General features: G+C 64.1%; 27 protein-coding genes. 10 read left to right on the plus strand and 17 right to left on the minus strand.

From position 1 onward, the window contains the following. Window positions 1-9: 9 nt before the first annotated feature. The 8 genes from RB2654_RS09765 to RB2654_RS09795 all read left to right on the plus strand — a co-directional run bounded on the left by RB2654_RS09765 (window position 10) and on the right by RB2654_RS09795 (window position 9,595). The gene (locus RB2654_RS09765; protein ID WP_008330929.1) at window positions 10-882 is read left to right on the plus strand and encodes a DUF305 domain-containing protein; all 873 of its coding nucleotides are present in this window, start codon (window positions 10-12) and stop codon (window positions 880-882) included. After that, window positions 879-1,136, plus strand: coding sequence for a hypothetical protein (locus RB2654_RS23385; protein WP_148912459.1), 258 nt, complete (start codon window positions 879-881; stop codon window positions 1,134-1,136). Before RB2654_RS09765 ends, RB2654_RS23385 begins: the two co-directional genes overlap by 4 nt. Before the next feature lie 744 nt (window positions 1,137-1,880). Further along, on the plus strand, window positions 1,881-3,296 hold the full coding sequence (locus RB2654_RS09770) for an oligosaccharide flippase family protein (RefSeq protein WP_148912458.1): 1,416 nt from the start codon (window positions 1,881-1,883) through the stop codon (window positions 3,294-3,296). Between the two features lie 258 nt (window positions 3,297-3,554). Then, complete coding sequence (locus tag RB2654_RS09775; protein WP_040884673.1) at window positions 3,555-4,640, plus strand: GNAT family N-acetyltransferase; 1,086 nt, start codon at window positions 3,555-3,557, stop codon at window positions 4,638-4,640. After that, window positions 4,637-5,854 carry an ATP-binding protein gene (locus RB2654_RS09780; RefSeq protein WP_008330934.1) on the plus strand — a complete coding sequence of 406 codons (1,218 nt, stop codon included), beginning with the start codon at window positions 4,637-4,639 and terminating at the stop codon, window positions 5,852-5,854. Before RB2654_RS09775 ends, RB2654_RS09780 begins: the two co-directional genes overlap by 4 nt. 51 nt (window positions 5,855-5,905) lie before the next feature. Beyond that, window positions 5,906-6,535, plus strand: a complete 630-nt coding sequence (locus RB2654_RS09785) for a DUF8692 domain-containing protein (RefSeq protein ID WP_040884675.1) — start codon at window positions 5,906-5,908, stop codon at window positions 6,533-6,535. 854 nt (window positions 6,536-7,389) lie between these two features. Then, window positions 7,390-8,187, plus strand: coding sequence for a metallophosphoesterase (locus tag RB2654_RS09790; protein ID WP_008330938.1), 798 nt, complete (start codon window positions 7,390-7,392; stop codon window positions 8,185-8,187). 88 nt (window positions 8,188-8,275) lie between these two features. Continuing rightward, entirely contained in the window at window positions 8,276-9,595 is a 1,320-nt protein-coding gene (locus RB2654_RS09795; RefSeq protein ID WP_008330940.1) for a polysaccharide biosynthesis/export family protein, read from the plus strand. Between the two features lie 25 nt (window positions 9,596-9,620). Here the strand turns inward: RB2654_RS09795 and ychF are convergent, their stop codons facing one another. Further along, window positions 9,621-10,718 (minus strand): redox-regulated ATPase YchF, encoded by a 1,098-nt coding sequence (gene ychF / locus RB2654_RS09800; protein WP_008330948.1) that lies wholly within the window; start codon window positions 10,716-10,718, stop codon window positions 9,621-9,623. Between the two features lie 102 nt (window positions 10,719-10,820). On the opposite strand from ychF, the gene RB2654_RS09805 reads away from it, so the two are divergent. Next, entirely contained in the window at window positions 10,821-11,216 is a 396-nt protein-coding gene (locus tag RB2654_RS09805) for a VOC family protein (protein ID WP_008330956.1), read from the plus strand. A gap of 2 nt (window positions 11,217-11,218) precedes the next feature. Here the strand turns inward: RB2654_RS09805 and RB2654_RS09810 are convergent, their stop codons facing one another. The 8 genes from RB2654_RS09810 to RB2654_RS09845 all read right to left on the minus strand — a co-directional run bounded on the left by RB2654_RS09810 (window position 11,219) and on the right by RB2654_RS09845 (window position 20,041). Continuing rightward, window positions 11,219-11,980: a TIGR02186 family protein gene (locus tag RB2654_RS09810; RefSeq protein ID WP_008330958.1), complete on the minus strand. Its 762-nt coding sequence runs from the start codon at window positions 11,978-11,980 to the stop codon at window positions 11,219-11,221. A 3-nt stretch (window positions 11,981-11,983) separates the two neighbouring features. Beyond that, entirely contained in the window at window positions 11,984-12,892 is a 909-nt protein-coding gene (locus RB2654_RS09815) for a sulfite exporter TauE/SafE family protein (RefSeq protein ID WP_040884677.1), read from the minus strand. 63 nt (window positions 12,893-12,955) lie between these two features. Further along, a complete protein-coding gene (locus tag RB2654_RS09820; RefSeq protein WP_008330961.1) occupies window positions 12,956-13,759 on the minus strand; it encodes a purine-nucleoside phosphorylase in 804 nt (267 codons plus the stop codon). Between the two features lie 65 nt (window positions 13,760-13,824). Further along, on the minus strand, window positions 13,825-15,327 hold the full coding sequence (ggpS, locus tag RB2654_RS09825; RefSeq protein ID WP_008330962.1) for a glucosylglycerol-phosphate synthase: 1,503 nt from the start codon (window positions 15,325-15,327) through the stop codon (window positions 13,825-13,827). Window position 15,328: 1 nt separating this feature from the next. After that, window positions 15,329-16,129 carry an HAD-IIB family hydrolase gene (locus tag RB2654_RS09830; protein ID WP_008330963.1) on the minus strand — a complete coding sequence of 267 codons (801 nt, stop codon included), beginning with the start codon at window positions 16,127-16,129 and terminating at the stop codon, window positions 15,329-15,331. Next, the gene (locus RB2654_RS09835) at window positions 16,126-17,247 is read right to left on the minus strand and encodes an NAD(P)H-dependent glycerol-3-phosphate dehydrogenase (RefSeq protein WP_083783374.1); all 1,122 of its coding nucleotides are present in this window, start codon (window positions 17,245-17,247) and stop codon (window positions 16,126-16,128) included. Before RB2654_RS09835 ends, RB2654_RS09830 begins: the two co-directional genes overlap by 4 nt. A gap of 272 nt (window positions 17,248-17,519) precedes the next feature. Beyond that, window positions 17,520-18,683, minus strand: coding sequence for a polysaccharide biosynthesis/export family protein (locus RB2654_RS09840; protein ID WP_008330967.1), 1,164 nt, complete (start codon window positions 18,681-18,683; stop codon window positions 17,520-17,522). Window positions 18,684-18,901: 218 nt separating this feature from the next. After that, the gene (locus RB2654_RS09845; RefSeq protein ID WP_008330969.1) at window positions 18,902-20,041 is read right to left on the minus strand and encodes an alpha-D-ribose 1-methylphosphonate 5-triphosphate diphosphatase; all 1,140 of its coding nucleotides are present in this window, start codon (window positions 20,039-20,041) and stop codon (window positions 18,902-18,904) included. A gap of 77 nt (window positions 20,042-20,118) precedes the next feature. Between RB2654_RS09845 and RB2654_RS09850 the strand changes: the two genes are divergently transcribed. Then, a complete protein-coding gene (locus RB2654_RS09850; RefSeq protein ID WP_008330972.1) occupies window positions 20,119-20,808 on the plus strand; it encodes a DUF1045 domain-containing protein in 690 nt (229 codons plus the stop codon). On the opposite strand, the gene phnN is transcribed toward RB2654_RS09850, so the two are convergent. Genes phnN through phnG form a run of 8 tightly spaced genes read right to left on the minus strand, consistent with a single transcriptional unit; the run spans window position 20,790 to window position 26,347 of the window. Beyond that, window positions 20,790-21,335 (minus strand): phosphonate metabolism protein/1,5-bisphosphokinase (PRPP-forming) PhnN, encoded by a 546-nt coding sequence (phnN, locus tag RB2654_RS09855; RefSeq protein ID WP_008330974.1) that lies wholly within the window; start codon window positions 21,333-21,335, stop codon window positions 20,790-20,792. The two genes, RB2654_RS09850 and phnN, sit on opposite strands and share 19 nt — an antisense overlap. Then, entirely contained in the window at window positions 21,332-22,015 is a 684-nt protein-coding gene (phnL, locus tag RB2654_RS09860) for a phosphonate C-P lyase system protein PhnL (protein ID WP_040884679.1), read from the minus strand. The genes phnN and phnL overlap by 4 nt, the downstream gene beginning before the upstream one ends. Window positions 22,016-22,017: 2 nt before the next feature. Then, window positions 22,018-22,788, minus strand: a complete 771-nt coding sequence (phnK, locus tag RB2654_RS09865; RefSeq protein ID WP_008330978.1) for a phosphonate C-P lyase system protein PhnK — start codon at window positions 22,786-22,788, stop codon at window positions 22,018-22,020. Continuing rightward, window positions 22,788-23,648, minus strand: coding sequence for an alpha-D-ribose 1-methylphosphonate 5-phosphate C-P-lyase PhnJ (locus RB2654_RS09870; protein ID WP_008330980.1), 861 nt, complete (start codon window positions 23,646-23,648; stop codon window positions 22,788-22,790). Before RB2654_RS09870 ends, phnK begins: the two co-directional genes overlap by 1 nt. After that, window positions 23,645-24,247, minus strand: a complete 603-nt coding sequence (locus tag RB2654_RS09875; RefSeq protein ID WP_008330983.1) for an HAD family hydrolase — start codon at window positions 24,245-24,247, stop codon at window positions 23,645-23,647. The genes RB2654_RS09870 and RB2654_RS09875 overlap by 4 nt, the downstream gene beginning before the upstream one ends. Beyond that, window positions 24,244-25,332, minus strand: coding sequence for a carbon-phosphorus lyase complex subunit (locus RB2654_RS09880; protein ID WP_008330985.1), 1,089 nt, complete (start codon window positions 25,330-25,332; stop codon window positions 24,244-24,246). Before RB2654_RS09880 ends, RB2654_RS09875 begins: the two co-directional genes overlap by 4 nt. After that, window positions 25,332-25,901 (minus strand): phosphonate C-P lyase system protein PhnH, encoded by a 570-nt coding sequence (gene phnH, locus RB2654_RS09885; RefSeq protein WP_008330999.1) that lies wholly within the window; start codon window positions 25,899-25,901, stop codon window positions 25,332-25,334. The genes RB2654_RS09880 and phnH overlap by 1 nt, the downstream gene beginning before the upstream one ends. Next, a complete protein-coding gene (phnG, locus tag RB2654_RS09890; protein ID WP_008331001.1) occupies window positions 25,901-26,347 on the minus strand; it encodes a phosphonate C-P lyase system protein PhnG in 447 nt (148 codons plus the stop codon). The genes phnH and phnG overlap by 1 nt, the downstream gene beginning before the upstream one ends. Between the last annotated feature and the right edge of the window lie 58 nt (window positions 26,348-26,405).

The raw sequence follows: 26,405 nt of genomic DNA on the forward strand, positions 1-26,405 counted from the left end.
GACTGCACCATGTCCTATTGGCGTTTTGCCGCGATGATCGCCACGTCCACCCTGATCATGTTCGGCCTGATGTATCTGAACACCTACCTTCTCGGACACGTGTTCTTCTCGGAAACGCGCGCCTACATGGCGGTGCTGATGGGCGCGACGATGGCCTTCGTGATGCTGGCCTTCATGTTGTCGATGTATGCAAGCAAGGCGATCAACGCGTCGATTTTTGTCGGCTCCATCGTGGTCTTCGCGAGTTCGCTCTGGCTCGTGCGCAGTCAGGCGACGGTGGGTGATGTCTCCTACATGCGCGCGATGATCCCGCACCACTCCATCGCGATCATGACGTCGAACCGGTCGAACCTGTCCGACCCCCGTGTGCAAGAGCTGGCAGGTGGGATCGCCGAGGCCCAGAACAAGGAAATCGCCGAGATGCGGTATCTGATCTCCGACATCGCCCAGAACGGCGACCAGCCCGAAGCGGCGCCCAAGCGCGAGGCCGAGATAGTCGATCTGGAAACCGCGTTGTCGACCCCGGTTCTGTCACGTTTAGATGCCGAACCGCTGACGCCGGGCGACATTGCGAAGGCGTATGAGAACGGGGCTAGGTGCACCTTTTCCTACACCACGGAAGGCCAGCCGGTTCTGGCGACCAACGGCGACACGGCTCTCATCAAGATCAGCGAAGATCTTGTCGAGCTTGTAGGGCCCGCGCCCACCTTCGAAACCCAAGGTCTTAACGTCGAACTTTCAAGACCGGAGGGTGCGTCGCTTTCGGCTACCGATGTTGCACAGACCAAGGCGATCATGGTCCTTGAGATCGAGAGCAGCCTCAAAGCTGGCTACGAAGGGTGGTGGCGTTGTGCCCGGCAACGAGACCCGAATGCCTCGTGATTTTCGACTTCCACGGTGACGGCAATTCCTTCATCCACGAGAAATGTCGCGGCACCAACGAAGCGGAGGGCGAAATCCTCGCTGGCTTCGACGGTGATCGCGGCTGGTTCTGTTGTAACCGCAACAGCGTGTGCGTCACGGTGACCGTCTATATCAGTCGAGTGTATGCCGAGACCAAGGACGCGCGCTGGAGGAGATGGGCTGCCGTTTGTCGAAATTGCGACAGACGGCAGCGACCTGCATCATCTTTTTGACAAAGCGGGGCGACTTGTTTGTCGACTACGCACTGTTGGCCTGGGCCAGGAATGGCTGGATCGACACGCCACATCGGATTACTTTCATACTGTAGAGAAGGCTCCTGACGTCGGCGGCACCGCTGCGCCTAGTAAAACGAAAGCTTTCGGATCTCCGATCAATTAACGCTACTTCGGCGACCTGTCCGACGCGGCGATACGTGTCGAAGCGCTTGTATGGCTGACCGACCGAACGAACACTTTCATCAACGTCTTGCGCCCTGCCATCCAGTCCGCCGTTGCCGATAGCGAAGAAGCGAAGGTTAGAAACAGCAAACCAACTCCGACCTTGCACCTCGGCGATATGCTACCGCAGAGGCGCCCCGCGCAGGCTCAGGACGCACCTAGGTGGGCTTGGCGCCGTGTCACGCCTGAAACATGTGGACGCACACAGCGGGCAGCACAGCACCCCTGAGGCGACGCGAGCTCGTGGGAACGGGGTGATGAAGGCGCTCTAGGGTTCATCTGCCCACTCAGTGGAGCTGCTCGCTATCACGCCGGCCGCGGTGATTCACGGTTTCACACGCGGACAGGCGTTTTTTCGTCGGATATGCGAAACAGCTCAAGGGCCAATTTTCGGTCGGCAGAGCGGAGCCACCTGGCCAGATTGTCAGAGCAAAGTCCTGACAGTGACAATCATTTTGAAATGACCGAGAGTGAGCGCCGGCGACGTGGGACAATGGATAGGATGCGATGGCGCGCGCGATGTTTGCGAAGTTGGGGGAGCCCTACGTCGTCGGTGTCGCCTCACGCATCTTCGGGCAGGTGATCGCTTTTGTATCGGTCGCAGTCGCGTCGCGATATCTAGATCTCGAAGTGTTTGGCACCTACGCACTGGCGTGGGCCGCGGCGGTGATCGGCAACACATTCGTGTTCACGGGCCTCTACCAGGCGCTTCTGCGAAGTCGGGATTTCGAAAGGGAACGCGACACGTTGTTGTGGCTGTTGTTGACGGTCGGGTGTGCGTTCGCGATCGTTCTGGTCGCCTTTGGACTCCTGTCCGGCGGCTTTGCCACGGCGCAGGGCTACGCGTTGCTTGCATTTGCGCCGATCCCATTGCTGAGTGCACCGGCGGCATGGTGGGAGGCGCAGTTGGTGAGGGCCAAACGGGTGCGTGCGGCGAGCCTCTATGTTCTCGTCGCTGAAACCGCCGCGCTTGCTGTGGCGATCCTCATGCTAACAAGCGGCTGGCAGATCGAGGCTCTGATCGCGGCGCGCTATGCCGCTGTGCTCGCCGGGGTCGTTTTGACCGGGGCACTGGTGCGCAGGCTGCCACGTCTGGCGTTCCGGCGCGACACGGTGCGCACGGCGCGCAGGACGGCCCTACCGCTTTGGGGAACGTCCACGGTTCACCTTTTCACCAACTATGGGGCTGACATTATCCTTGGGGCCTTCTCGCCAGCGGCCATGGTCGGGGCATATCGCGGTGGCGCTCGCATCGCGATCACAGCGTCCAACCTCGTGCTGCAGCCTCTGACCATGCTGAGCTGGTCGCGCTTCACGGACATTGAGAAATCCGGCGAAAGTCTTGCAGCGATGCGGGCGTCATGGGCCGACAACATGGCGCTGGGGGCCGCGATCCTTTGGCCGATGAATGCTGCCGTCGCGATGCTAGCCCCGGCGCTTGTCGTCACGATACTGGACGAAACGTGGCTGGCGGCGGCGGGCGTCGTGGCGATCCTTTCGGTATCCCGCGCGATCGGGTTCGGCGGCGCTCTGCTCGAACCCGTGATGATGACGGTGGGCAACGGTCGCCTGCAATTCCTGATCCGTCTTTGGGGGGCGGGGACACTTCTTATCCTGCTGCTCGCTTTCGCCCGTTTCGGGGCCGAACCGGCAGCCTTTGCGCATCTTGCAAGTTCGGTTCTTGTTGCGACGCTATCACTCGTTGCGATCGCTCGCACGTTGGAGATGCCCGTCGCTTACATGGCAAAGGCGTTCGCGCCCGGCCTCGCCCTGACCGGCGTAGTGTTGGCGGTCATCCTTGCATCGGGGACTTTGATCGATGGTGGCGGCATCGCGACCGGATTAGCACTTAAGATCGGAGCAATCGTCCTCGCATGGTCCGGCCTGATGATCGTGTTCCTCACGCGCCGCATCCTCGTGCTTCCCAAGCCATGAGCTTGCGCCCGGCGCTTGCCTGTCTCCCGCGACTACCCGAATCGGCTTCGGGCATGGGTGCCCAAGAATTTGATGATTGTCCGCATACAAAAACCGCATTGCCCGGCAACAAAGGTGCTGCTGGTTGGGGGATTGACCACCAGCCAACACCAAGAACGGCGCGCGTCAGGGTATCAAAAAGGAAAGAAGCCGTTAAAATTCAAAGCCGACCAGGGTTGGCAATAGTAAGGCGATTCATACAGGCAATCATACTGAAGCATGCAGACGCCACCGAAGCTTATCGCCTTTTCCAATTTTCCCAGGGAGAGCTGGGACAGCCTCAACGCGCCCGGCACTCCGCCGATGCTGCGCCATCTCTGGATGCGCACGGCGGCCGAGGTTTTTGCACGTGAACGTCCCGCGCAGGTGCTTGTGAGCGGAGACCCCAAACACCCCTCCGCTTGCGTTGCGCTGTATGCCCCACCTGACAGTCCCGGGACCTTGCGCCTTCTAGGAGCCCTTGATCTGGGCGAACCGGCGGACCTGCCTGCGCGGAGCGACGAGGCGCTTGCGGATCTGGCTCGGAAGTTGTGGCGACTCGGCGTCCCGGTCGATCTAGGCCATCTACCCACCGATACCCGCCTGATTTCGCAACTTCGCCAACAGAAGCCAGCTTTCGCGATGATCGGCTTGCGCACGCGCGATGAACGGGGATTGCCCGCGCTCGCGCTGGAAGGCGAATGGTCGGATCCGGCCATGGCTATCGGTCGCAGGCGCCGCCAATCCCTTGCACGCAAACGCCGCAGAGCCGAAGCCAATTTTGGCAAGGTGCGTCTTCAAATGATAGCGCCCGGCCCTGAGACTGCGACCGAAGACATGGATCTGGCCTTCGCGGTCGAGGCTAACAGTTGGAAACGTAGGGCAGGCACGGCGATCATCCAGCAGCCGCGCCAGCTCGAGTTCTTTCGGCTCTACGGACAGCGCGCCGCCAAACTGGGGATACTGCGTCTTGCATTTCTCGAGATCGGCGGGGCGCCGGCGGCGGTTCACTACGGCGTGGAAATCGACAACATCTTTTGGTCGCTCAGGGTCGGGTATGACGAACGCTTCGGCTCGGTTTCGCCCGGCGATCTTCTGATGTTCGATCTTGTTAAGGACTGCGTTGCGCGTGGCGTCAGCCGGTTCGAGTTGTGCGGCAAAGATGCGGACTGGACACGTCGCTGGTCCAATCATTCGCGACCCATCGCCGCCGTCCGCCTGTATCCCCTCACGTTGAGCGGTTTCGGCAGCCTTGCCGGAGACCTGACCGCTCTGGGTTTGCGCAAGACTCGTTGGCGCCAGTCCAAAAGAGGCGCGCGGGCATGACTGCGAAGATCGACCCTACGACGATTCTTCTTCTTGGCAACTACCGCCCGGCGCTAACCGTGGCCCGCTCGCTTGCTGCGCAGGGCCACAGGATCTGGGCCAGTCTTGACGACGATGCAGGGGCGGCGGGCTCGTCTCGCGCTGTCGAGGGGCAGTGGCGGAATACGGCGAGCATCGACCCTGACGTGCAGTATCGTGCGTTGGCGCTGTTTCTGGCCGACCGCCCAGACATCCGGGTCGTGTTCCCCTTGGCGGAAGCCTACGTCCGCGCCTTCTATGCCCACAGACACCTCCTGCCCGACGACCGGACTTACGTGATGCCGAACCAAACGGCGGCCGAGGTCTGCGCGGACAAGGGTAGACTGCTGGACCTGGTTACCAAAGCGGGCCTGCCGGTGGCGCGCAACGTGACTGTCGGCACCTATGAGGAGCTTCGCGACGCCGCCAGGACCGTCGGCTTCCCCCTTATCGTGAAACCCGCCGACAGCACGATCTGGATCGGCGCGCGCAAGGTTCTGATCCTCGAAGATCGGGCTGCATTCGACGCGGCACTGACGGAATGGCCCTCGGGTCATGCCGCTCTGATCGTTCAGAGCTACGTCGACGGTCCGCGCCTCAACCTCTATTTCGCGGCACAGCACGGGCGCGCTATCCGTTATGCGGCGGTGCGGATCGGTCAGACCGATCTGCCGGACAGGACCGGACTGGCCACCGACGGCGTAACCATCCCGCTTGAGCCGAGCCTGCGCGACATCGGCGATACTTTGATCGCCAAGCTGGATTACCACGGGGTCGGCTGCATTCAGGTTCTTCGCGACCGTCACACTGGCGAACTGAGCTTTCTTGAAATCAACGCGCGGATCGGGGGCAACCACACCATCACCGATGCCTGCGGCTTGGAACTGGACAGAATTGCGGTCGCGCTTGCCTCTGGTGGCGTATTGGACGACCGCCTGATCGTCGCCAATGACGGGGTGCGTTATGTCTGGACTACCGGCGCGTTGCGCGGGGCGGCGATCGCGCTGCGTGACGGCGAAATCAGTCCCTCAGCCTTCCTCGCTCAGGTCCTGCAGACCCTGTTTCTCGCGGTCACGACCCGAACGCACATTACCTTTCGCCTCACCGACCCAAGGCCGGCGCTGATCTTGCTCTCCCGCGCTTTGCCGCACCGGCTCAGGCTGTTCGGAAGTGGCAGACCAGACAGCGCTGCGTGACACTTGGGTTACCAAAGCCCCGACGCAATCGGACCGCTCAAGGAGACTGGATTGAACCAAGCCATCAAGAAGAACTTTTTCGTCTTCGCGCCCCCCGCGATCCTGGTCATCGCCTTGCTGGTGCCGCCTTGGGTGAACCCGTTATGGGCATTCCAGGACCCTATCGTCGCGGCGCAAAGCTCGGGTGAATGCTGCAGCGCCTACTTCGGTGTGATGTCTAACATCGGCGTCATATATTGGATCGTTGGCGCCACCGCGGCCGCCTGCGCAGCCATCGTGTTGCGTGCGTCTGGGGCGCCGTCGCGCACCGTTGCCTTCATGACCTCAGCCGGGCTGCTGACCGCCGCGCTTGGCCTAGACGATCTTCTTTTGCTGCATGAGCGTATCCTGCCGAAGCTCGGCATACCGCAGAAAGCGATCCTGTTGGCCTATGCCCTCGCCGGTGTCGCCTATGTCGCAGCGTTCTTCCGAGACATCCGATCACGCGATTTTTCGGTCCTTTGTCTCGGAATTCTTGCTTTGGTCGTGAGCCTCGGCATCGACGTCGTCTTCTCAGAGCAAACCGATCAAATGAAGATCGCCGAAGACATCGCGAAGTTTTTTGGTATCGCAGGATGGACCGGCTTCCACTGGCTTCGCGCCATTGCCGAAATGAGAGAAAGAGCGAGATCAACTGCTTGAAATCGAAGTATCTTCACGCTGCATCTCGATGCTAAGCGATCGTCGAACATCTCCATGACCAGATTGCGCTGAAGTTCAGCGACCTGTCCGCCGCAGCGACAGGTGTTGTGGAGCTTAAATAACACGCCGTCCGAACCAGCCCTCCTTCAAGGTGGCACGCCGCCGCCCTTCAGTCCGCCCCTGCCGACCACGAGGGAGTCAACGGAGATTAGGGGGGACCCGGTATCGCACCAACGCCTCGAAGGATGTCACCGCACAGGCTCTCTGTGCACACGTAGAACGTAACGTCGTGAATTTCGGCCCCATGGATACCTACGCCGACCCAGACGCACTGAGCGGGCAGCACAGCGCCTATGAAAGCGCGGCGGGTTCGATTGCTCACGGTCACGAAGGAGCAACGCTTGTCTGTGGACTTGCCGGGGCTGTTCGTGACTTCGTCGGCCGCAGTGGTGCTGAGGCAAGCGCATGGGCAACAGCTGGTCAATTCGTCGGGTGGCGAGACCCCCACTCTACACCTTGCCGATACGGGTATGACGGCTATAATAGAGTGAGAAAGTTGCTATACATTTTGCTATACAATTGGGATAGACGCGAAAAATAAATTTCCTTTTTTTCAATGCCTTAATGGTTTTCTTTAGGAAGCGCGGCGGACTTCGTCTCCGCCACTTCCCGTCCCTGCCAGCGCATGGACCTTCCTCCCCGACCCATTGGCCCTTCACCGACATCGACGCCGCTTGGCCGCTCGTGGTGGCCGCGTTCTTTGCAATCGCGGAGCGGGATGCTAGATCACCGGGACGGCAGGCGCTTTCGCTGCGCATGGGCCGCGGGCTGTCCGGGTTTCGAGGGGTGCGCACATGGTCGGGTTTCTGGGCAAGCTCCTTGGTCGGTTGAATACGGAAGACGCCGCGCCCGCATTCGCCGCGCCGCTGGCCCCGTCCGAGACCCTTTGCATCATCGGTGACGTTCACGGCTGCGACACGCTGCTGTCCCACATGCTCGACCATCTCGACGGGCGCGACGAGGTGGCGCGCGTCGTGTGCGTCGGCGACTATATCGACCGGGGGGAACAGAGCCGCGGGGTCCTCGACCTCCTTCGCCCGCGCGATGATGCCGACAGGTTCACCTGCCTACAGGGCAACCATGAAGAGGCCATGCTCGACTTCATCACCGACCCCGACGGGCATGGGCGGCGGTGGCTGCGGTTCGGGGGGCTTCAGACCCTTGCGAGCTACGGGATCGGTGGATTGTCGGAGCAATCGACCGGAGACGCGGTGACCGAGGCCGCAGCGGCACTGGCCGACGCCCTCGGGCCGGACATGATGAACTGGCTGCGCGCGATGCCGCTTTGGACGACGTCGGGCAACCTGGGAATCGTTCATGCCGCCGCCGACCCCACCAAGCCGCTGGAAGATCAGTCGGGACACGCATTGAAATGGGGGCACCGTGACTTTCCCGACACAATGCGCGAGGACGGTCTCTGGATCGCGCATGGCCACACGATCATACCCGAGGCACGCGCCGCAGGTGGTATTATCTCCGTGGATACAGGGGCCTATGCCACGGGTCGGCTGTCGGGAATCATCGCCTATCCGGATGGGCGCACCGAAACGGTGGTCGCGACCTATCAGGGAGTTTCCTGTGGATATCCCTAGTATGTCGCTTCAATCGGACCGCTAGGGCTGGTATCACCTTACTGAGAAAAGAATCCTGTCTTGGGGGGCAGTCGTGCGGTCAATTCTAATGACGGGTCTGTTTCTGGCCCTTGCCGGATGCGGTGCGATCGGGACGCCCGTGATCGTCGCCGAACGGACGGCGGTCGGCGAGGTCGAAATCGTCGCGATGACGGCGAACAGCATCGCCGCGGCGAACGCGAGCACCTATCAGCCGCGCACGCTTCCCGCGATCTTCGCGCGCACCACGGGCACGGCGGGCTCGACGACGGGGTTCGGCGCCCTGCCCGAACCGCCGGTCGCCGAGGAACGGCGCCCCACGGGTCTGAGCACGCGAATCCCGCCGCAGATCGACCCCGGCCCTTACCGGCTCGGCGCGGGCGACATCATCACGCTGGCCACGCCGGAGTCGGCCAACACCGTCGAAGCGTTGACCGGGCTTCTCGCCGCGCAGAGCCGCCGCCTTGGTTACACGATCCAGGATGACGGTTCGATCTCGATCCCGGATATCGGGCGGATCAACCTTGGCGGCATGACGCTGCAAGAGGCCGAAAGCGAAATTTTCAGCGCCATGGTCGATCAGGACATGGTGCCCAACTTCTCGCTTGAGGTGTCCGAGTTCAACTCCAAGCGGGTGACCGTGGGGGGCGCGGTTCAGTCCGCCGCGATCCTGCCGATCACCGTATCGCCCCTGCGGCTGGCCGAGGCCTTGACGGCCGCCGGCGGGATCGACACCGAGGACCTCGATTACGCGTCGATCCGGCTTTACCGGGACGGGACGATGTATCAGATCCCGCTCGAAACCTATCTCAAGACGCCGAGCATTCAGCGCCTCATCCTCACGGATGGCGACTCCATCTACGTCGATACGGAATACGAGCTCGACCGGGCGCAAGCGTTCTTCCAGCAACAGATCACCGTCAATTCGCTGCGTCAGCAGGCGCGGGCCAACGCCATTTCGCAACTGAACACCGAGATCGGTATTCGTCGCGCCGAACTGGACGAAGCGCGCGCCAACTATGCGCAACGCATCCAGCTGGACGCGGTCGAGCGGGACTATGTCTATATCGCCGGTGAAGTCGGGCAGCAGAGCCGCTTCACCCTGCCCTTCGAACGCAAGGCGAGCCTTGCGGACGCGCTGTTCAGCGAAGGCGAAGGGGTGCCGAACGCGTCGGGCAATATCGGAGAGGTCTACGTGCTGCGTGGCACCGGCGACGGCAAGGGTATTCGGGCCTGGCACCTCAACGCCTACAACGCCGCGAACCTCGTCCTTGCGACCCGGTTCGAGCTTCGGCCGAACGATGTGGTCTTCGTGTCCGAAAAGCCCCTGACCGCCCTGAGCCGGGTCATGGGCGAAGTGGCCGCAAGCGTGCGCCTTCTGGGGATATGACGGGCACCCCGGCCTGATGCCGGGGTCAGGCGTTGAAGAGGAAGTGGAGGACGTCGCCGTCCTTCACGACGTAAGACTTTCCTTCGGCCCGCATCTTGCCTGCGTCCTTGGCGCCGTTCTCGCCGCCCAGCGCGATATAGTCGTCATAGGCGATGGTTTCGGCCCGGATGAACCCGCGCTCGAAGTCGCCGTGAATGACGCCCGCGGCCTGCGGTGCGGCGGTGCCCTCCTTGATCGTCCAGGCGCGCGCCTCTTTCGGACCGACGGTGAAGTAGGTCTGAAGATGCAACAGGTCGTAGCCCGCCTTGATGAGGCGATCCAGACCGGCCTGTTCCAGCCCGAGTTCGTCGAGGAACATGGCCTGTTCTTCCGCGTCGAGCTGACTGATCTCTTCCTCGATCTTGGCCGAGATGACGACCGACGCCGCCCCCTGTTCCGCTGCCATCTCGGCGACGGCTGCGGAATGTTCGTTGCCCTCGGCCGCCTCGTCCTCGCCCACGTTGCAGACGTAGAGGATCGGTTTGGTGGTCAGAAGCTGGAGCATCTTCCATGCCTTCGCATCTTCGGCATCCACCTCGACGGTGCGCGCCGGTTGACCGGCTTCGAGGGCCTCCATCGCGGCTTTCATCAGGCGTTCCTGCTGGACCGCCTCCTTGTCGCCGCCACGCACCTTGCGCACGATGTTCTGAAGCCGCTTCTCGATCGACTCCATGTCGGCCAGCATCAATTCGGTCTCGATGGTCTGGGCATCTTCGACCGGGTTCACGCGGCCCTCGACGTGGGTCACATCCCCGTCCTCGAAACAGCGCAGAACGTGGGCGATAGCGTCGACCTCGCGAATGTTGGCAAGGAACTGGTTGCCCAGCCCTTCGCCCTTGGACGCGCCTTTCACGAGGCCCGCGATGTCGACGAAGGTCATCCGGGTCGGGATGATCTCTTTCGACTTGGCGATTTCGGCCAGTTTGTCGAGACGCGCATCGGGCACGGCGACCTCGCCCACGTTGGGTTCGATCGTGCAGAACGGGAAGTTCGCCGCCTGCGCCGCGGCGGTGCGCGTCAGTGCGTTGAACAGGGTCGACTTGCCGACGTTCGGCAGCCCTACGATCCCCATGCGAAAGCCCATGCTCGTCTCCTTCGGAATTGTCCCGCGCCTTCTATGTGCAAAACCCCTCGCCCGCAACGGGGCGCGTGCTAGGGTCTACGGGCAGTCTTGATGGAGTTTCCGATGCAGCCGATTCCTTATCTTTTCTTCTCGAACACGGCCCGCGAGGCATTCACGTACTATGGCGAGGTGTTCGGCGCCGATCCCGAAATCATGGAGATGGGCGACCAGATGCCCGGCGTCGACCCCAAGACGGTGATGCATGCAGCGCTCAAGGTCGGCGACGGCTGGATCTACGGTTCCGACGATCCTTCGGGCACGGATTTCTCGGCCATGGCCGGGTGCAATATCCACGTCAGCTTCCCGACGGTGGACGAGGCGACGCGCGTGTTCAACGCGCTGTCCGACGGTGGCGAAGTCAGGATGCCGCTGGAGGCGACGTTCTGGGCCCCGGCCTTCGGCGCGTTTTCCGACAGGTTCGGCATCCGCTGGATGGTATCCGCCGATCCGGCCGAGTGACCTCAGCCCCGGCTGAACATCCGGAAGGCCGTCGACGCGCCGTAGCCCGCGATGATCGCGATGGCGAGCGACAGCAACCCGTACCAGAGCGGCTGGTCGTGGGCGAGGTTGTAGAGCCAGCGTTCCAGCCCGACCTTCTGCACACTCACGTATGAGATGTGATCCGATACGATATTGCCGTTCCGGGTCAGATAGATACGCGCCGTGTAGAGCCCTTCGACGAGGTTGGAGGGAAGCTGCACGGCGGTCGAGAACAGGGTTTCCTGATTGAGGTCGATGGAGCTTTCTTTCAGCGTGTAGAGGTCGGCCTCTTCCCGGATGCGAATGACGGCATCCACGAACGCCTGTTCGTCCGCGATGTCGGGCCGGTCGAGTATCCAGATCGCCTCGTCGATCGAGACGAGGCGCCGCGCGTTGGCCTCTTCATTCACCACATCGTCGAACACGCCGGAGGTGGCGACGGCATAGAACGAGGGCACGTTGCTGACGCGCACTTCGTCGGTGTTGATCCAGATACCGAACCGCCTGTCCTTGCGCCGGACCGTGATCGCCTGTGTCGGCCCTTCGATCACGACGACGACGCCGAGCTCACTGTCGGGCGCAGGCCGTTCGCGCTTCACCGCACCGAAGACGAGGATTTCCGAGCCGACGAAGGTCGCGTCGATGGCGACGCGGTTCTGGCTCATCCCCGCGACGATCTGTTCCTGCTGCGCACGCGCGGGGACTGCGAGGAACAGGGTGAGGATCAGAACCAGACGCAGCATCCCTCAGCCCTCCGTCCCGATCGAATAGAGTTCCTTGGGTTCAACCAACAGGCCCACGGCAAGGTTCAGGCAGACCCCAACCACCAATAGGGCGAGCAGGATGCGCGTCTGCTCGGCCTTGATCCTCAGCCCGATCCGCGCCCCGACCTGCGCGCCGATCACGCCGCCGACGATCAGCAGCACGGCCAGACCGATATCGACCGTGTGATTTTCCCATGCGTGCATCAGGGTGGTGAAGGCCGCGACGAAGATGATCTGGAACAGCGAGGTTCCGACGACGACCTTGGTGGGCATCCCGAGGATATAGATCATCGCGGGCACCATGATGAACCCGCCGCCGACGCCCATGATGGCCGACAGCACGCCCACCCCGAAGCCCACGAGAACCGGAGGGATCACGGAGATATAAAGCCCCGAGGTGCGGAATTTCGACTTGATCGGCAGGTTGTGGACCCAGTTGTGCTTCTTGCGCTTGGGCGCGGCCATCCGGCGCGACCGCATGAGCGCGCCTACGCTTTCGATCAGCATCAGCGTGCCGATGATGCCGAGGAAAACGACGTAGGACAGCGTGACGAGCAGATCGACCTGCCCGATGGATCTGAGATAGGCGAAAAGCTGAACACCGGCGGCAGCTCCGACAAGGCCGCCGCTTAGCAGCACGCAGCCCATCTTGAGATCGACGGTCTTTCGTTTGAGGTGGGCCAGAACGCCCGATACCGATGACGCGACGATCTGGTTCGTGCCCGTCGCCACCGCCACGGCGGGGGGTATGCCGATCATGAACAGCAGGGGCGTCATCAGAAAGCCGCCACCGACCCCGAACATACCCGAGAGCACCCCCACCAAACCACCCAGCCCCAAGAGCAGGAAGGCGTTGACCGAAACCTCGGCGATGGGGAGGTAGATCTGCATATTCATCTCCTGCGCCAACTTGCCGCGGTTGTCCAGATGACCGGGCGGGCGCAGAGGTGATTTCTAGGCCTTTTCTGAAAGATACCTGCGGATGAGGCGTTCAAGCTTTTCGGCACCCGCGACGGCCATCTTCTTGGTATGGGCGTGGGAGAGTTTCTCGTCCGACATGCCTTCAGCCATGTTCGTGATGGCCGAGATCGCCGCCACCTCGAGCCCGAAGAACCGGGCGAGGATCACCTCCGGCACGGTGGACATACCGACCGCGTCGCCCCCCAGCATCTTGATCGCGCGAATTTCCGCGGGCGTTTCGAACGAAGGGCCGGAAAACCACGCATAGGTGCCTTCGGCGAGCGTGATGTTTTCGGCCACGGCGGCATCGTGCAGCGCCTTGCGCATCGGCTCCGAATAGGCGTCGCCCAGCGGCACGAAACGCGCATCCGTCGCCTCGCCGATCAGGGGGTTGGCGCCCGCGAAGTTGATGTGGTCGGTCAGCATCAGCAACTCGCCCGGCGGCACGTCGAGCCGCGTCGATCCGGCGGCATTCGTCAGCAACAGCGTCTTTGCGCCCAGAGCCTTCAGCACTTCGAGCGGCAGGCGCATCTCCGCCGGGTTGCCATGCTCGTAGTAATGCGCGCGCGCACCGAAGATCGCCACGCGCGTGCCCAGCAGATCCCCGACCACGAGCTTGGGGTTGTGTCCCGACACGCCCGGCTGGGGGAAACCCTGAAGATCGGAATAGGGGATCGCGGTTCCCTCGACCGCATCGGCAAGGTGGCCGAGACCCGATCCGAGGATCAGCCCCATTTCGACCGGCGCGTCCCCGGCTTTGCTTCGGATGAAATCGGCCAGCGTGGCGGCGTCGGACATGGGTCACCTCGTCGTTTTCGCCACCCTAGTCGCGACAAGTGGCACGGGTCCAGCCCGCCCGCGCGTCAGGCGGCGTTGGCGCGCGCCGCCTTGGCCGCGTCACCGCCGAGCGCCTGCATCTGATGATCGGCCCAGAACCGGATGTCGTATTTGTGGACTGTCTCGCGCAGGGCCTTCATCCGGTCTTTGCGCTCCACCTCCTCCATCGCCAACGCCTGTTCGATCGCGCTGTCCATCGAGCGGGCGGAGAACGGGTTGGTGAGCAGGGCCGAACGCATCTCGACCGCCGCGCCGGCGAATTCCGAAAGCACCAGAACGCCGTCGCCATCGACCCGCGCGGCGGCGAATTCCTTGGCGACAAGGTTCATTCCGTCCGCCAGCGGGGTGATCCACGCGACATTAGCGGCCCGGTAATAGGCCACAAGATCGGTGAACGGGATCGCGCGCGAGATAAGCGCGATGGGCTGCCAGTCGAGCGTGCCGAACCGCCCGTTGATCCGCCCCGCCATCTGCTCCAGATCGGCCTGAATGTTCTCATAGACGGTCATGTTCTGGTTCGCGGGCACCGACACATGCATGAGCTTCACCTTGCCCAGCATGTCGGGGTTGGCCTCCAGAATACGCTCGAAGCTTTCCAACTGGTCGATCCCGCCCTTTGTATAATCGGTGCGCCCGACCGACAGAAGCAGACGGCGTTCGCCCAGCTCCGCGCGGATTTCGGCGGCCATCCTGTCGGTCTCGGGCCGCTGCGACACCTCTTCGATGTAATCGGCGTCCACCCCGACCGGCGAGGCTTGGACACCGATCTTGTGACCCCGGAACTCCAATTCCGAGGGCACCGACACTTCGGTAAGGGCCGAGAATTCCGAGGCGAAGTCGTCCTCGACCTTCTGCCGCCGCGTCACGTCCACCTCGAACATCGACCGCGCGGCGGACACGAAGTTCGCCACATAGCGCGGGATGTGGAAGCCGACCACGTCGCAGGCCAGAAGGCTTTCGAGGATTTCCTTGCGCCAGGGCAGCACGTTGAACATATCGGCCGAGGGAAACGGCGTGTGATGGAAAAAGCTGATCTTCACGTCCGGGCGAAGCTGGCGCAGATAGCCCGGCACCAGCCACAGGTTGTAGTCGTGAACCCAGACCACGGCACCGTCCGCGGCTTCCGCCGCGGCGGCCTCGGCAAAGGCCCAGTTCACCTCGCGAAACGTGGGCCAGTCCACGGGATCGTAATTGTAGCGTTCCTTGAATCCGTGAAGGATCGGCCAGAACGCCTCTTTCGACGACACCTCATAGAAGCTCTTCACCTGCTCGCGGGTCAGCGGCAGGCGCGTCACGCCATAGGTGCCGAAATCGTCCTCGATCTCGATCCGGCGTTCGAAGTCGGGGTTGTTCGGGTCTTCGGCCTCTTTCCACGCGACCCAAGACCCTTTGTCGAAGCGGCCGAAGAAGCTTTTCAGCGTCGGCACGATCCCGTTCGGACTCTTGTTCTCGTGGTATTCGATTTTCCCGTCGACCTCGACCTCCGTATAGGGCTGGCGGTGGTAGACGATGACGAGGTTCGAGGACATCTCAGGCTCCTAGCGGTTTTTCATAGGGCACCTTGGGGTGCAGGTCGAAGGCGGCGATGGCTTCCATGATGCCCGCCGCGCCATGTGCGGTGGCGTAGTGGACATGCGGCAGATGCGCGACGCGGGACACGAGTTCGGGCTCCGAATTTCCGACGGCCACGGCGGGCAGCCCGCATTCGAGCATGGACAGATCGTTGAGCGTGTCGCCCGCGACCAGAACCCGGCTTTCCTCCATCCCGAGGTGTTCGACCAGCCGCCGGATCGAAGGCCCTTTCGAAACGCCCTTGGGCAACACGTCGAAATAGCGATCGTCGGAGATCAGCCAGTCCAGACCCATCGCCTCGACCCGCGTTTTGGCGGCCTCGTCGAAGGTTTCGGGGGCAAGGTCGTAACTCACCCGATAGCGAAATTCGGTCGGTTGAAGCGTCAGGCCGGGCGCACCATGCAGCTTGGCGCGCACGGTGTCGCCCATGTCGCGCCAGCGGGTCGCGATATCTTCTTCGAGCGCAGCGATGGGCGTGACTGTCCCGTCTTTCACTCTGGCGATGGTGGTGCCCACGTCACCGACGACGTATTCCGGCCACGGCAACGCTCCGCTCGCACACATCTCGGCGATGAACTTTGGATCGCGCCCGGTGACGAAGATCAGGCCGACGGTCTCGCGGTTCGTCTCGATCCAGTCATACAGCCGTCTGCGGTCCGCCTCGGCCCCGCCGAGGAAGGTGCCGTCCAGATCGGTGGCGAGCGTAAAGGTCCGCGCGGCGAGCGTCGTGACCGGGGTGGTCATTGCGGCAAGGTTCATCGGGGCACTCCAAAGTCCAGTCGGGCGGACGGGCTGGGATGGTCGAGAATGATGTCGAGCGCACGAGGTTCGGCCTCGATGGGCCTGCGCCACAGGGCCGAAAAGCTGTCTTCCAGATCCGCGCCTTCGTGCAGCACGGCATTCACCGTTTCGCAGATCGGCATCGGCACACCGATCCGGCGGGCAAGGTCGATGACGGACACGGCGTTCACCTCGCCCTCGACGACGACCGGCTTGCCGTCGAAGCAGTCGGGGCGGGCGATCCCCTGCCCCAGTTGCGTGCCGAGCGACATGTTGCGCGACGTGGTGGAGGAGCAGGTGAGGGTCAGATCCCCGGCCCCGGCCAGACCCGTGACCGTCTCACGCCGACCGCCCAGCGCCTCGGCCAGTTGCTTCATCTCGTCGATCCCGCGGGTGATGAGCGCGGCGCGTGTGTTCTCGGCGAACCCCGCCCCCGACATCATGCCGCAAGCGATGGCGATGACGTTCTTCACCGCACCCCCGACCTCGACGCCGACAAGGTCATCCGAGACATAGGGCCGGAAACCGCCGCCCGACAGCGACACGGCGAGGCGCGCGGCAGGGCTGGCATGCGGGTCGAGACGGTCGGCATAGCTGAACGGAAACGCCACGGTCGCGGCGGTGGGATGATCGAGCGCGGTCTCGCGCGCGAAGGTCGGGCCGGATACGGCACCAACGGGATGGCCCGGCAACATATCCGACACCACTTCGGACAGCAAAAGCCCGGTGCCGCGTTCGATACCCTTGCAAGCGAGCGCGATGGGGATGCCCGGCGGGATATGCGGGGCCATGGCGGTGCAGATGTCGCGCAGGGTCGAGGATGGGGTGACGATCAGCACGGCTTCCGCCCCGGCCAGCGCGTCGCCGATCACACCCGTCGCACGGATACCGGGGGGCAGGTCTATGTCGGGAAGGTAGTCGTGGTTCTCGCTCCGCAGGTTAATCGCTTCGGCCAGTTCGGCGCGGCGCGACCAGAGCGAAACGTCGCGCCCGGAGCGGGCGAGAACGGTGGCAAGGGCTGTGCCCCATGATCCGGCGCCGATCACGGCGACGCGGGAAAAGGGCTCGGATGACGGCTGTCTGTCGCTGTCTTTCATCTGCTCGGGCCTAAGACCCTTCGGATTGTCGTTGCTCGGCCGACCGTGGGGCGGATCGGCCCAGGAAGCCCGGGACTGGCTCACCGAATGCTACGCACTCAACCCCTCATCCGCCCGGATCACGGGGGCGCGCAGCGTTATGAACATGAGGGTAGCCGGTTCCCGCCCCTCCGCAAGGCAACGCTGCCGTGCAGCATCGGGTTCCGCGAAGGGACGAAAAAGTTCACCCGCGCCTGACGATGGCGCGGGCGCCTTGCACATTTTTTGTGCGGTTACGGAGTGAAGCGCGCGACGCCCGCCGTCACATCGTTGATCGTGCCGGAGCCGAGGCCGACCAGCGTCAGGAACTTCTGAAGCTCGGTCGAGGGCGCGCCGGAGACGTACAGGATGTCGTCCTCGAGCACATCGAACCGCTGGGCCAGAAACAAGGTGTTCGGGTCGCGCAGGTTCGCCCGGTAGACGACGTTGACGTAGCCGTTGGGGTTCTTGATCGGGAAGCCCGGGTCGAGTTTTCGGGCGAGCGAGGCATGTTCGCGGCGCAGCAGGAACACCCCACGGGGGTCCGAAAGCACGTTGATGAGACCGCCCGCCTTCGCAACGGCCTTTTCCAGCGTGATCCCGTCGGTCGAGAAATCGACCAGTGTGTTGCGGCCCGTGGCACCGAGGGCGGTGAACGTCTGGATCTCGCGCACCACGGTGATCGTGTCGCCGGGACGGGCATAGATGTTCTCGGACGGGTCGTTGATGAGCTTGCCCATCGCGATCGACAGGGTGCGCCCGCCGCGCGTGAGCGTCACCTTGGTTTCGTCCGTGGGTGCCCGCGCGCCGCCCGCCGCCGCGATCACGTCGAGAATACGATCCCCGGCCTGCGTCAGCGGAATGCGGCGGCCGTTCACGACCTCGCCGGTCACGGTCACGGTGTTCGAGACGTTCTGGTTCACCGAGACGATGGCCTGCGGCTCGATCGCCTTGCCCTGAAGCGCCTCGACGATCTTGGTCTCGGCCTCGGACAGCATCAGACCGGCAACGGTCACGCGGCCGGCATAGGGAATGGTGATCGCGCCGTCACGCTCGACCACCTGCGCCGGAATACCCGTTGCACGCGACCCGGTGGTGCCGGGCGCGCCTGTCGCGAACAGACCGCCGCCGTTCGCCTCCCAGATCGAAACGCTGACGGCATCGCCGACGCCGATCCGGTACTGCCCGGCCCCGCGATAAGCACCGCCAAGGCTGCCGAAGCTCTGCACGCCACGCCCTTCGAGCAATTGCACGACACGCGGGGTCAGGTCGGCGACGATGAACCCTTCGGAGACCGCCGTCGGCATCCGGTTTTCTTCCATTTCAAAGGCCTGCGTGGTCGGCCCCTGGTTCGGAAGGATCGAACAGGCGCTCAGAAGAACCGACAGGACGAGCGGAAGAATACGGGAAAAAGTCATACGGTGTTCCGGTTGCGCGATACGAGTTTCGAATCGCGGCTCACGCCCGTGGTCGCACGGCGGAGCAAGGTTGTTTTCGTTATGGTGCAGCGCGTGTGCATGACCATCCCCCCGGATATCACCGGGGTTATGTGGCAGGAAAAAACCGGGTTGGCAATTGCCCCACGGCACTCTCTCGCCGAGGGGTTTCCCGGGCGCAACAGGCACCCGGCGGCCTGTCAGCCGACCTGCTTGCCGTGCGACCAGACCCCGCGCACGACCGGCGTGCCCTGCACCCGCCCGACCCGAACGAGGTCGCCGTGCAGGCCCGCGGCGATCCGGCCACGGTCGGTCAGGTTCGCCGCGCGGGCCGGATTGGCCGTGACCGTTGCGATGGCGCGCGGCAGGTTATCCCAGAGGTCGGCCAGCAGGAAGGCCGAGGTCATGAGCGCGGAGGGCACGTAATCGGACGACACGATATCGAGCAGACCCGCTTCGGCCAGTTCATGCGCCGCCACGTTGCCCGAATGCGACCCGCCCCGGATCAGGTTGGGCGCGCCCATCATCACCTGAATGCCATTGGCATGGCAGGCTTCGGCGGCTTCGAAGGTCGTTGGAAACTCCGCCAGCCCCATGCCGTGCGCGGCCGACACCGCGACGTGTTGCGCCGTCGTGTCGTCATGGCTCGCCAAAACCGCGCCGTATCGCCGGGCATGGGCGACGGCTTCGGCTTCGTGCAGGTCCGCGTTGTTGGCCTGAAGCGATTTCAGATGCGATACATGCGCGTCGAACTCGTCATCGGTCATGCTGCGCTTCTTGGCCACGTATTGCTTGAGCTTGGAAATATCGCGAAATTGGCGCTGCCCCGGCGTGTGATCCATCAGGCTCACGATCCCGACACGGTCGTCGGGGCCGAATTCCTCCATCTCCTCGACCAGCGTTTCCGAACAGATTTCCGCCCTAAGGTGCACGAAATGACTGATCCGCAGCGCGCCCATCTGGCGCATCGCGAAAATCTCGCTCGCCACCTTGCGCGCGTATTTTTCGTACCGCCCTTTTCCGGTGTGGATCGACCCCACGCGCAGCGCATCGAACACGGTGGTGATGCCCACGCTGGCAAGTTCGCCGTCATGGGCGAGGATCGCGGCGGCATGGGGCCAGTCCACGTTCGGGCGCGGTTCCAGATGCCGTTCCAGATTGTCGGTGTGCAACTCGATCAGGCCGGGGATCAGCAGATCGCCTGCCACATCCACCGCACCCGGCACCGCCGTCGCGCCATGATCGACCGACGCGATCCGCCCGTCGCGGATCGTCACGCTGCCGCGTATCACCTCATCGGCGAGCACGATTTGGGCATTGGTGAAAATGAGGTCGGTCATGGAAGCCTCCGCAGAATTCGGGGGTTGTGGCAGGGCTTTGTCACCGCAATGTGACGGTCTAAGGTTACGGGCCGAGCATGGAACAGTTTCACAGATACGCCGTCTATTACGCCCCGGATCGGGGGCCGTTCGCACGCTTCGCTGCCGAATGGTTGGGCTGGTGCCCGCTGTCCGGCATCGAAAAGCCCCATCCCGACGTCGCGGGCCTGCCCCGCCCGGTCGAAGAGATCACGCGCACCCCGCGCAAATACGGGTTTCACGGCACGATCAAGCCGCCCTTCCGGCTGGCGGACGGTTCCAGCCCCGAGGCGCTTCAGGACGACCTGTCGGCGCTGGCCCGGCGTCTGACGCCTGTCCGGATGGGGGGGCTTGCCCTGAAACGGCTGGGCGGCTTCGTGGCGCTGGTGCCGGAGGGCGACACGTCCGCCCTCGCCCAACTGGCGGGAGAGGTGGTCGAGGCGCTGGACCATCACCGCGCCCCGGCACCCGCATCGGAAATCCAGCGACGGCGCGCGGCCGGTCTGACCCCGAGACAGGACGAGTTGCTGATGCGCTGGGGCTACCCTTACGTGATGGACGAGTTTCGGTTCCATCTGACGCTGACCGGCAAGCTGGACCCGGACGAGGCCGCACGCACGATGGCCGCGCTCGACCCGTATCTCACGCCGCTCCTGCCGCGCCCGTTCGCGCTGCGCGATCTGTGCCTTTTCGGAGAGGACGAGACGGGGCGCTTTCAGTTGATCCAACGCTACGCCCTCACCGGCTGAAGCGCGGCGCGCACCGCCTTGACCGCACGGTCCAAAGCGCCCGAATTGTCGATCTCGGTCACGCGCAGCCCGGCGGGGAGCGGCAGTTTCGCCCGCGCGAGCCGCTGGGCGATCTGGTCCTCGCTCTCACGCCCCCGTGCTCGCAGCCGGGCCGCCAGCACATCGTCGGTTGCCGTGATCGACAGCACCCGCAGACCGGGGAACACCTTGACCGCCTCTGCGAGCATTGCGCGCGAGACGTTGAAGAGAACGGGCCGCCCGGCGCCAAGGTCGTCATGGATCGACACCGGGATGCCGTAGGCCAGACCATGCGCCTCCCAATCCAGCGCGAAGTCACCCGCCGCTTTCATCGCCGCGAACGCCGCACGGTCCACACCCTCGAACGCCTCGCCACCGGCCTCGGCGGGCCGTGTAATGACCCGGCGCACCAGCACGACCGAAGGGTCGGCCGCCTGCACCGCCTCCATCACCGTGTCCTTGCCGACACCCGAGGGGCCGACGACCGCGAAGGGGCCGATCACGCTCATGCCGCGCGCCTTGGCGTGAACGCCGACACGTCGACCTCGCGATCCGCCACGCGGTCCCGCGCGGGCGCGTCGTGGAAGATGCCGACGATGGCCGCCCCCCGCGCCTTGGCCTCTTCGATCAGGCTCAGGACGGTTTCACGGTTCGTCGCGTCGAGCGAGGCGGTGGGTTCATCCAGAAGCATCGCCGGATAGCGATGCGCGAAGCCACGCGCGATGTTCACGCGCTGCTGTTCTCCGCCGGAAAAGGTCGTCGGCGACAGACCCCAGAGCGTTTCGGGAATGTTGAGCCGCGCAAGCAGCTCTTCCGCCCGCGCCCGCGCCGCGTCGCGCGGCACACCCACGGCCAGCATCGGCTCCGCCACCACGTCGACCGTCGCCACACGCGGCACCACGCGCAGGAATTGCGACACATACCCGAGCGTATGGCGACGCAGCGCGATGATTTCGCGCGGCTGGGCGGTGGCCACATCGGTGTCACCCACGATGATCGACCCGGAGGCGGCAAGGTAGTTGCCGTAGATCATCCGCATCAGCGTGGACTTGCCCGCACCCGAATTACCAGTCAGCGCCACGCATTCCCCCGGCGCGACCGAAAAGGTGGCGTTCGCCATGACCGGGATCACCGCACCGCCTTGATTGTGCAGCGTGAAGGACTTCGAGACGTTTTCGATACGGATCATCTTCACACCTGCAAGACCGAGGATACGAGGAGTTGGGTATAACCATGCTGCGGATCGTCGAGCACCTGATCGGTCAGCCCCGCCTCGACCACTCGGCCCGACTTCATCACCATCAGCCGGTCGGCCAGTAGCCGCACCACGGCAAGGTCATGGGTCACGATGATGGCCGAAAGCCCCATCTCGCGCACCAGCCCGCGCAACAGGTCCAGCAGCCGCGCCTGAACGCTCACGTCCAGCCCGCCGGTGGGTTCGTCCATGAACACCAGACGCGGCCCGGTGACGAGGTTGCGCGCGATCTGGAGCCGCTGCTGCATCCCGCCGGAAAACGCACGCGGGCGATCGTCGATCCGGTCCGCCGCGATTTCGACCCGGCCAAGCCAGTCGGTCGCGCTGTCGCGAATGTCGCCATAGTGCCGCGCACCTACGGCCATCAGCCGCTCGCCCACGTTACCGCCCGCCGAGACCGACATGCGCAGCCCGTCGCGCGGGTTCTGGTGAACGAAGGCCCAGTCGGTGCGGCCAAGCATCCGCCGCTCAGGCTCCGACATGGTCAGCGTGTCGCGGGGGCCGTCCGTGCGAGTGTCAAAGATCACCTCGCCCCGGTCAGGGGACAGATGCCCCGCAAGGCAGTTCAGAAGCGTCGACTTCCCCGACCCGGATTCGCCGACGATCCCCATGACCTCACCGGGGAACAGATCGAAACCGACATCGGTGCAGCCGATACGCGCGCCATAGCTCTTGTGAATGTCGCGCACGGACAGAAGCGGGGTCATCAGGCGGCCTCCTCGGCGTTCAGTCGTCCGCGATACCCGGCGTCCTGCCGGCCCGCGCAGAAATCGGTGTCGGAGCAGACGAACATCCGCCCGCCCGCATCGTCGGTGATGACCTCGTCAAGGTAACTGTCCCCAGCCCCGCACAGGTCACACGGATGATCGGCCTTGGACGCCTCGAACGGATGATCCTCGAAGTCGAGGCTGACCACGCGCGTAAAGGGCGGGATCGCATAGATGCGCTGCTCGCGCCCGGCGCCGAAGAGTTGCAGCCCCGCCATCTCCATCTTCGGATTGTCGAATTTTGGAATCGGGGACGGGTCCATCACATAGCGCCCCTCGACCTTCACCGGATAGGCATAGCTGGTCGCGATATGACCGTGGCGCGAGATGTCTTCGTAAAGCTTCACATGCATCAGCCCGTATTCCTCGAGCGCGTGCATCTTGCGTGTCTCGGTCTCGCGCGGTTCGAGGAACCGGAGCGGCTCCGGGATCGGCACCTGATAGACGAGGATCTGATCCTCGGTCAGCGGCTCTTCGGGGATGCGGTGGCGGGTCTGGATCACTGTGGCCTCATTCGTGCGCTCGGTCGTCTCGACGCCCGCCGTGCGCTCAAAGAACTTGCGGATCGACACCGCGTTGGTCGTGTCGTCGGCCCCTTGATCGATCACCTTCAGCTTGTCCTCAGGCGTCAGGCAGGCCGCCGACACCTGCACCCCGCCCGTGCCCCAGCCATAGGGCATCGGCATCTCGCGGCTGGCGAAGGGCACCTGATAACCGGGGATCGCGACACCCTTGAGGATCGCGCGGCGGATCATCCGTTTGGTCTGTTCGTCCAGATAGGCGAAGTTGTAGTCGCTCATAAAAACCCCCTGTCGATCAGGTCGAGCCGTAGCACTTTGGGCGAGATGAACTGCGCCGCCTGCATCCCCATCGCGCGCGCCGCTTCGACGTTCTTGATGCTTTCGTCGACAAAGAAACACGCCTCCGGCGCGACGCCCGCACGGTCGCAAAACAGCGCGAAGATCGCCGGGTCCGGCTTTGCCATGCGTTCCTCGCCCGACACGATGAGCGTGTCGAACACCTTGCTCAGACGCGGCTGCGCGGTCAGCCCGCGCGGCCACGTTTCCGCCGACCAGTTGGTGATGGCGTGAACCGGCGTGCCGTTTTCCTTCATCGCATCCAGAAGCGTCCAGCTGCCCTTGATCTTGCGCTGCACGGTCAGGGGATAGGCGTCGAGGTATCCTGCAAAAATCTCGCGATCCCGCGCGTCTTCGATCTCATCCGCCAGATCGGCAAAGCTCTCGCCCGCGTCGGCCCGCGCGTTCTTGTCGCGAAAGCCCACACGTTCCATGAACCCCATCGCGGCCTCGCGCCCACCGCAAGCCTCGGCAAAGGCGGCGACCGGATCCCAATGCACCAGCACGCCGCCGATATCGAACACCATATGGGTCGGTTTCATTCCGCCGCCTCCTTCATGGCCGCATTGTCCACATCGGCACGGATGCGGCGCACGAGCTCCAGCTCGGACTGGAAGTCGACGCAATGCGGGAGCTTGATGTGTTCGAGGAAACCGGTCGCCTGAATGTTGTCGGCATGGGACAGCACGAATTCCTCGTCCTGCGCCGGGGCGCCCAAGTTGTCCTCGCCCAGTTCCTCCCACCGAAGCGCGCGGTCGACCAGCGCCATGCTGATCGCCTTGCGCTCGGTCTGCCCGAAGACGAGGCCGTAGCCCCGCGTGAACTGCGGCGGCTCGGTCTTGGACCCGGTGAACTGGTTCACGGTCTCGCATTCGGTGAGCGTGATCTCCCCGATCTCGATGGCGAAACCCAGCTCGGGAATGTCCATCTCGACCGCGACTGCGCCGATGCGCAGCTCGCCCACGAAGGGGTGGTTCTTGGCATAGCCGCGCTGGGTCGAATACGCCATCGACAGCACGAAGCCCTCGTCGCCGCGTGTGAGCGCCTGTAGCCTGAGCGCCCGGTTTGCTGGGTATTCCATCGGCTGGCGGGTCATGTCGGGGGGCGTTTCGTCACTCTCCGGTTCCGACTGGATCAGCCCGTCGCGGTTCAGATACTCGGTCACGCGCGGCATGTCAGCGCCCGACGCTTCGGCCTGCGGCGTTTCCGGCACCTCGCCGTCGGCAGCGAGTTTGAAGTCGAGCAGACGGTGCGTATAGTCGAAGGTCGGCCCCAGCACCTGCCCACCGGGAACGTCCTTGAACGTGGCCGAGATACGCCGATCACAGGCCATAGCACCGGTATCGACCGGCTCGGAAGTACCGATGCGCGGCAGTGTCGTGCGATAGGCGCGGATCAGGAAAATCGCCTCGATCAGATCGCCCCGCGCTTGCTTGATCGCGAGGGCTGCGAGGTCGGGGTCGTAGAGCGAGCCCTCGGCCATCACCCGGTTCACGGCAAGGCTCATCTGTTCGCGGATCTGGTCGGTGCCAAGTTCGGCCACGGCGGTGTCGCCACGCCGCTCCTCGGTCAACCACGTATGGGCATTGTCGATGGCGCGCTCGCCACCTTTGACGGCGACATACATCAGCGATCCTCCACGCGGGTCGAGCGGGGCAGCGCGGCAAGGCGGCTGCCAGAGGTGAACACGCAATCGACGCCCAGCGGAAAAAGCGCGGCGTTGCGGGCGAAAAAGCCGGTTTCGGGCAGGCTCAGATGCGCCTCGCTCTCGATCCCCGGCCCGGTCAGGTGCGCGCCTTCGCTCGTGAGCGCGTCGACCTCGACGATCAGCGTCGCGCTTCGGTCCGGGTACTCCGGCGTCCCGATGGGAAAGCCGGTTTGCGGGGCGAGCGCCGCCCAATTGCCCAGCGCGAACATCGCGTTTTCGCGATCCACGATAGGTGCGCCGATGTGGAACGCGATCCACTGGCGGATCGCCGCGCCGTCATGGCCGGGGGCGAGGTAGAGCGGTGTCTCGCCGTCGCAAAGCGTCAGCATCAACGTGGCGGCGGCGGGCGAGATCGGCGCGGGCGCGGCGCCGCCCAGAATGTCCACGATCTTGCCGGGCCGGGCCATCGCGTCCAGCACGGCGCGAAAGGCGCGCGCCGCCTCACGGGGCGCATCGGCGAAATCGCCGGAAAGCGCGTCGTCCAGCATCAGTCCTCTCCCCTGACCATCGTGAAGAAATCGACCTTGGTGGCCGCCGCCTTGGCCGCGCGCGTGGCCTTGGCGGTCAAGGCCGCCTCGGCCAGCGGGTCCAGCACCTGCGCCTGCACCGCCTCCGCGCGGTCGGTCTGCATCAGCGCATCGACCAGAGCGGCGCGTTCCGCATGGGCCTTGTCGCGCCCCTGCACATAGCCATGCCCGACCTCGCCCGTCGCCAACCGCAGCGCACAGCGGGTCACGGTCATCTCGCCCAGATTGAACGGCGCGCCGGTGCCGCCCATCCGGCCCCGGACCATGACGCCGCCGACCTCGGGCGCGCGCAGCCAGTCGAAGCCGGGGACCTCCACCCCCGCCATCAACGCCGCAAGTCGCGCGGGCGGCGCCTTGGCCACCAGCCCCATCCGGGCCCGCCGCGCCGTGTCCGTCTTTTCCGTCATCTAGACACCTTGCCGATTTGTCTACGCTACTATACAACTAGACAAATCATAGGGCCCC

The organism is Maritimibacter alkaliphilus HTCC2654 (assembly GCF_000152805.1).
GTDB lineage: Bacteria > Pseudomonadota > Alphaproteobacteria > Rhodobacterales > Rhodobacteraceae > Maritimibacter > Maritimibacter alkaliphilus.

What these genes read in the sequence shown, in the direction of transcription:
- RB2654_RS09810 (WP_008330958.1), bottom strand. Translation starts at nt 11,980, where the DNA reads ATGCTGCGTCTGGTTCTGATCCTCACCCTGTTCCTCGCAGTCCCCGCG.
- RB2654_RS09780 (WP_008330934.1), top strand. Translation starts at nt 4,637, where the DNA reads ATGACTGCGAAGATCGACCCTACGACGATTCTTCTTCTTGGCAACTAC.
- phnG (WP_008331001.1), bottom strand. Translation starts at nt 26,347, where the DNA reads ATGACGGAAAAGACGGACACGGCGCGGCGGGCCCGGATGGGGCTGGTG.
- phnL (WP_040884679.1), bottom strand. Translation starts at nt 22,015, where the DNA reads ATGATCCGTATCGAAAACGTCTCGAAGTCCTTCACGCTGCACAATCAA.
- ychF (WP_008330948.1), bottom strand. Translation starts at nt 10,718, where the DNA reads ATGGGCTTTCGCATGGGGATCGTAGGGCTGCCGAACGTCGGCAAGTCG.
- RB2654_RS09795 (WP_008330940.1), top strand. Translation starts at nt 8,276, where the DNA reads ATGACGGGTCTGTTTCTGGCCCTTGCCGGATGCGGTGCGATCGGGACG.
- RB2654_RS09840 (WP_008330967.1), bottom strand. Translation starts at nt 18,683, where the DNA reads ATGACTTTTTCCCGTATTCTTCCGCTCGTCCTGTCGGTTCTTCTGAGC.
- RB2654_RS09880 (WP_008330985.1), bottom strand. Translation starts at nt 25,332, where the DNA reads ATGTATGTCGCCGTCAAAGGTGGCGAGCGCGCCATCGACAATGCCCAT.
- RB2654_RS09875 (WP_008330983.1), bottom strand. Translation starts at nt 24,247, where the DNA reads ATGAAACCGACCCATATGGTGTTCGATATCGGCGGCGTGCTGGTGCAT.
- RB2654_RS09770 (WP_148912458.1), top strand. Translation starts at nt 1,881, where the DNA reads ATGTTTGCGAAGTTGGGGGAGCCCTACGTCGTCGGTGTCGCCTCACGC.
- RB2654_RS09805 (WP_008330956.1), top strand. Translation starts at nt 10,821, where the DNA reads ATGCAGCCGATTCCTTATCTTTTCTTCTCGAACACGGCCCGCGAGGCA.
- RB2654_RS09830 (WP_008330963.1), bottom strand. Translation starts at nt 16,129, where the DNA reads ATGAACCTTGCCGCAATGACCACCCCGGTCACGACGCTCGCCGCGCGG.
- RB2654_RS09820 (WP_008330961.1), bottom strand. Translation starts at nt 13,759, where the DNA reads ATGTCCGACGCCGCCACGCTGGCCGATTTCATCCGAAGCAAAGCCGGG.
- RB2654_RS09765 (WP_008330929.1), top strand. Translation starts at nt 10, where the DNA reads ATGTCCTATTGGCGTTTTGCCGCGATGATCGCCACGTCCACCCTGATC.
- RB2654_RS09850 (WP_008330972.1), top strand. Translation starts at nt 20,119, where the DNA reads ATGGAACAGTTTCACAGATACGCCGTCTATTACGCCCCGGATCGGGGG.
- phnH (WP_008330999.1), bottom strand. Translation starts at nt 25,901, where the DNA reads ATGCTGGACGACGCGCTTTCCGGCGATTTCGCCGATGCGCCCCGTGAG.
- RB2654_RS09775 (WP_040884673.1), top strand. Translation starts at nt 3,555, where the DNA reads ATGCAGACGCCACCGAAGCTTATCGCCTTTTCCAATTTTCCCAGGGAG.
- ggpS (WP_008330962.1), bottom strand. Translation starts at nt 15,327, where the DNA reads ATGTCCTCGAACCTCGTCATCGTCTACCACCGCCAGCCCTATACGGAG.
- RB2654_RS09790 (WP_008330938.1), top strand. Translation starts at nt 7,390, where the DNA reads ATGGTCGGGTTTCTGGGCAAGCTCCTTGGTCGGTTGAATACGGAAGAC.
- RB2654_RS09845 (WP_008330969.1), bottom strand. Translation starts at nt 20,041, where the DNA reads ATGACCGACCTCATTTTCACCAATGCCCAAATCGTGCTCGCCGATGAG.
- RB2654_RS09835 (WP_083783374.1), bottom strand. Translation starts at nt 17,247, where the DNA reads ATGAAAGACAGCGACAGACAGCCGTCATCCGAGCCCTTTTCCCGCGTC.
- RB2654_RS09815 (WP_040884677.1), bottom strand. Translation starts at nt 12,892, where the DNA reads ATGCAGATCTACCTCCCCATCGCCGAGGTTTCGGTCAACGCCTTCCTG.
- phnN (WP_008330974.1), bottom strand. Translation starts at nt 21,335, where the DNA reads ATGAGCGTGATCGGCCCCTTCGCGGTCGTCGGCCCCTCGGGTGTCGGC.
- RB2654_RS09870 (WP_008330980.1), bottom strand. Translation starts at nt 23,648, where the DNA reads ATGAGCGACTACAACTTCGCCTATCTGGACGAACAGACCAAACGGATG.
- phnK (WP_008330978.1), bottom strand. Translation starts at nt 22,788, where the DNA reads ATGACCCCGCTTCTGTCCGTGCGCGACATTCACAAGAGCTATGGCGCG.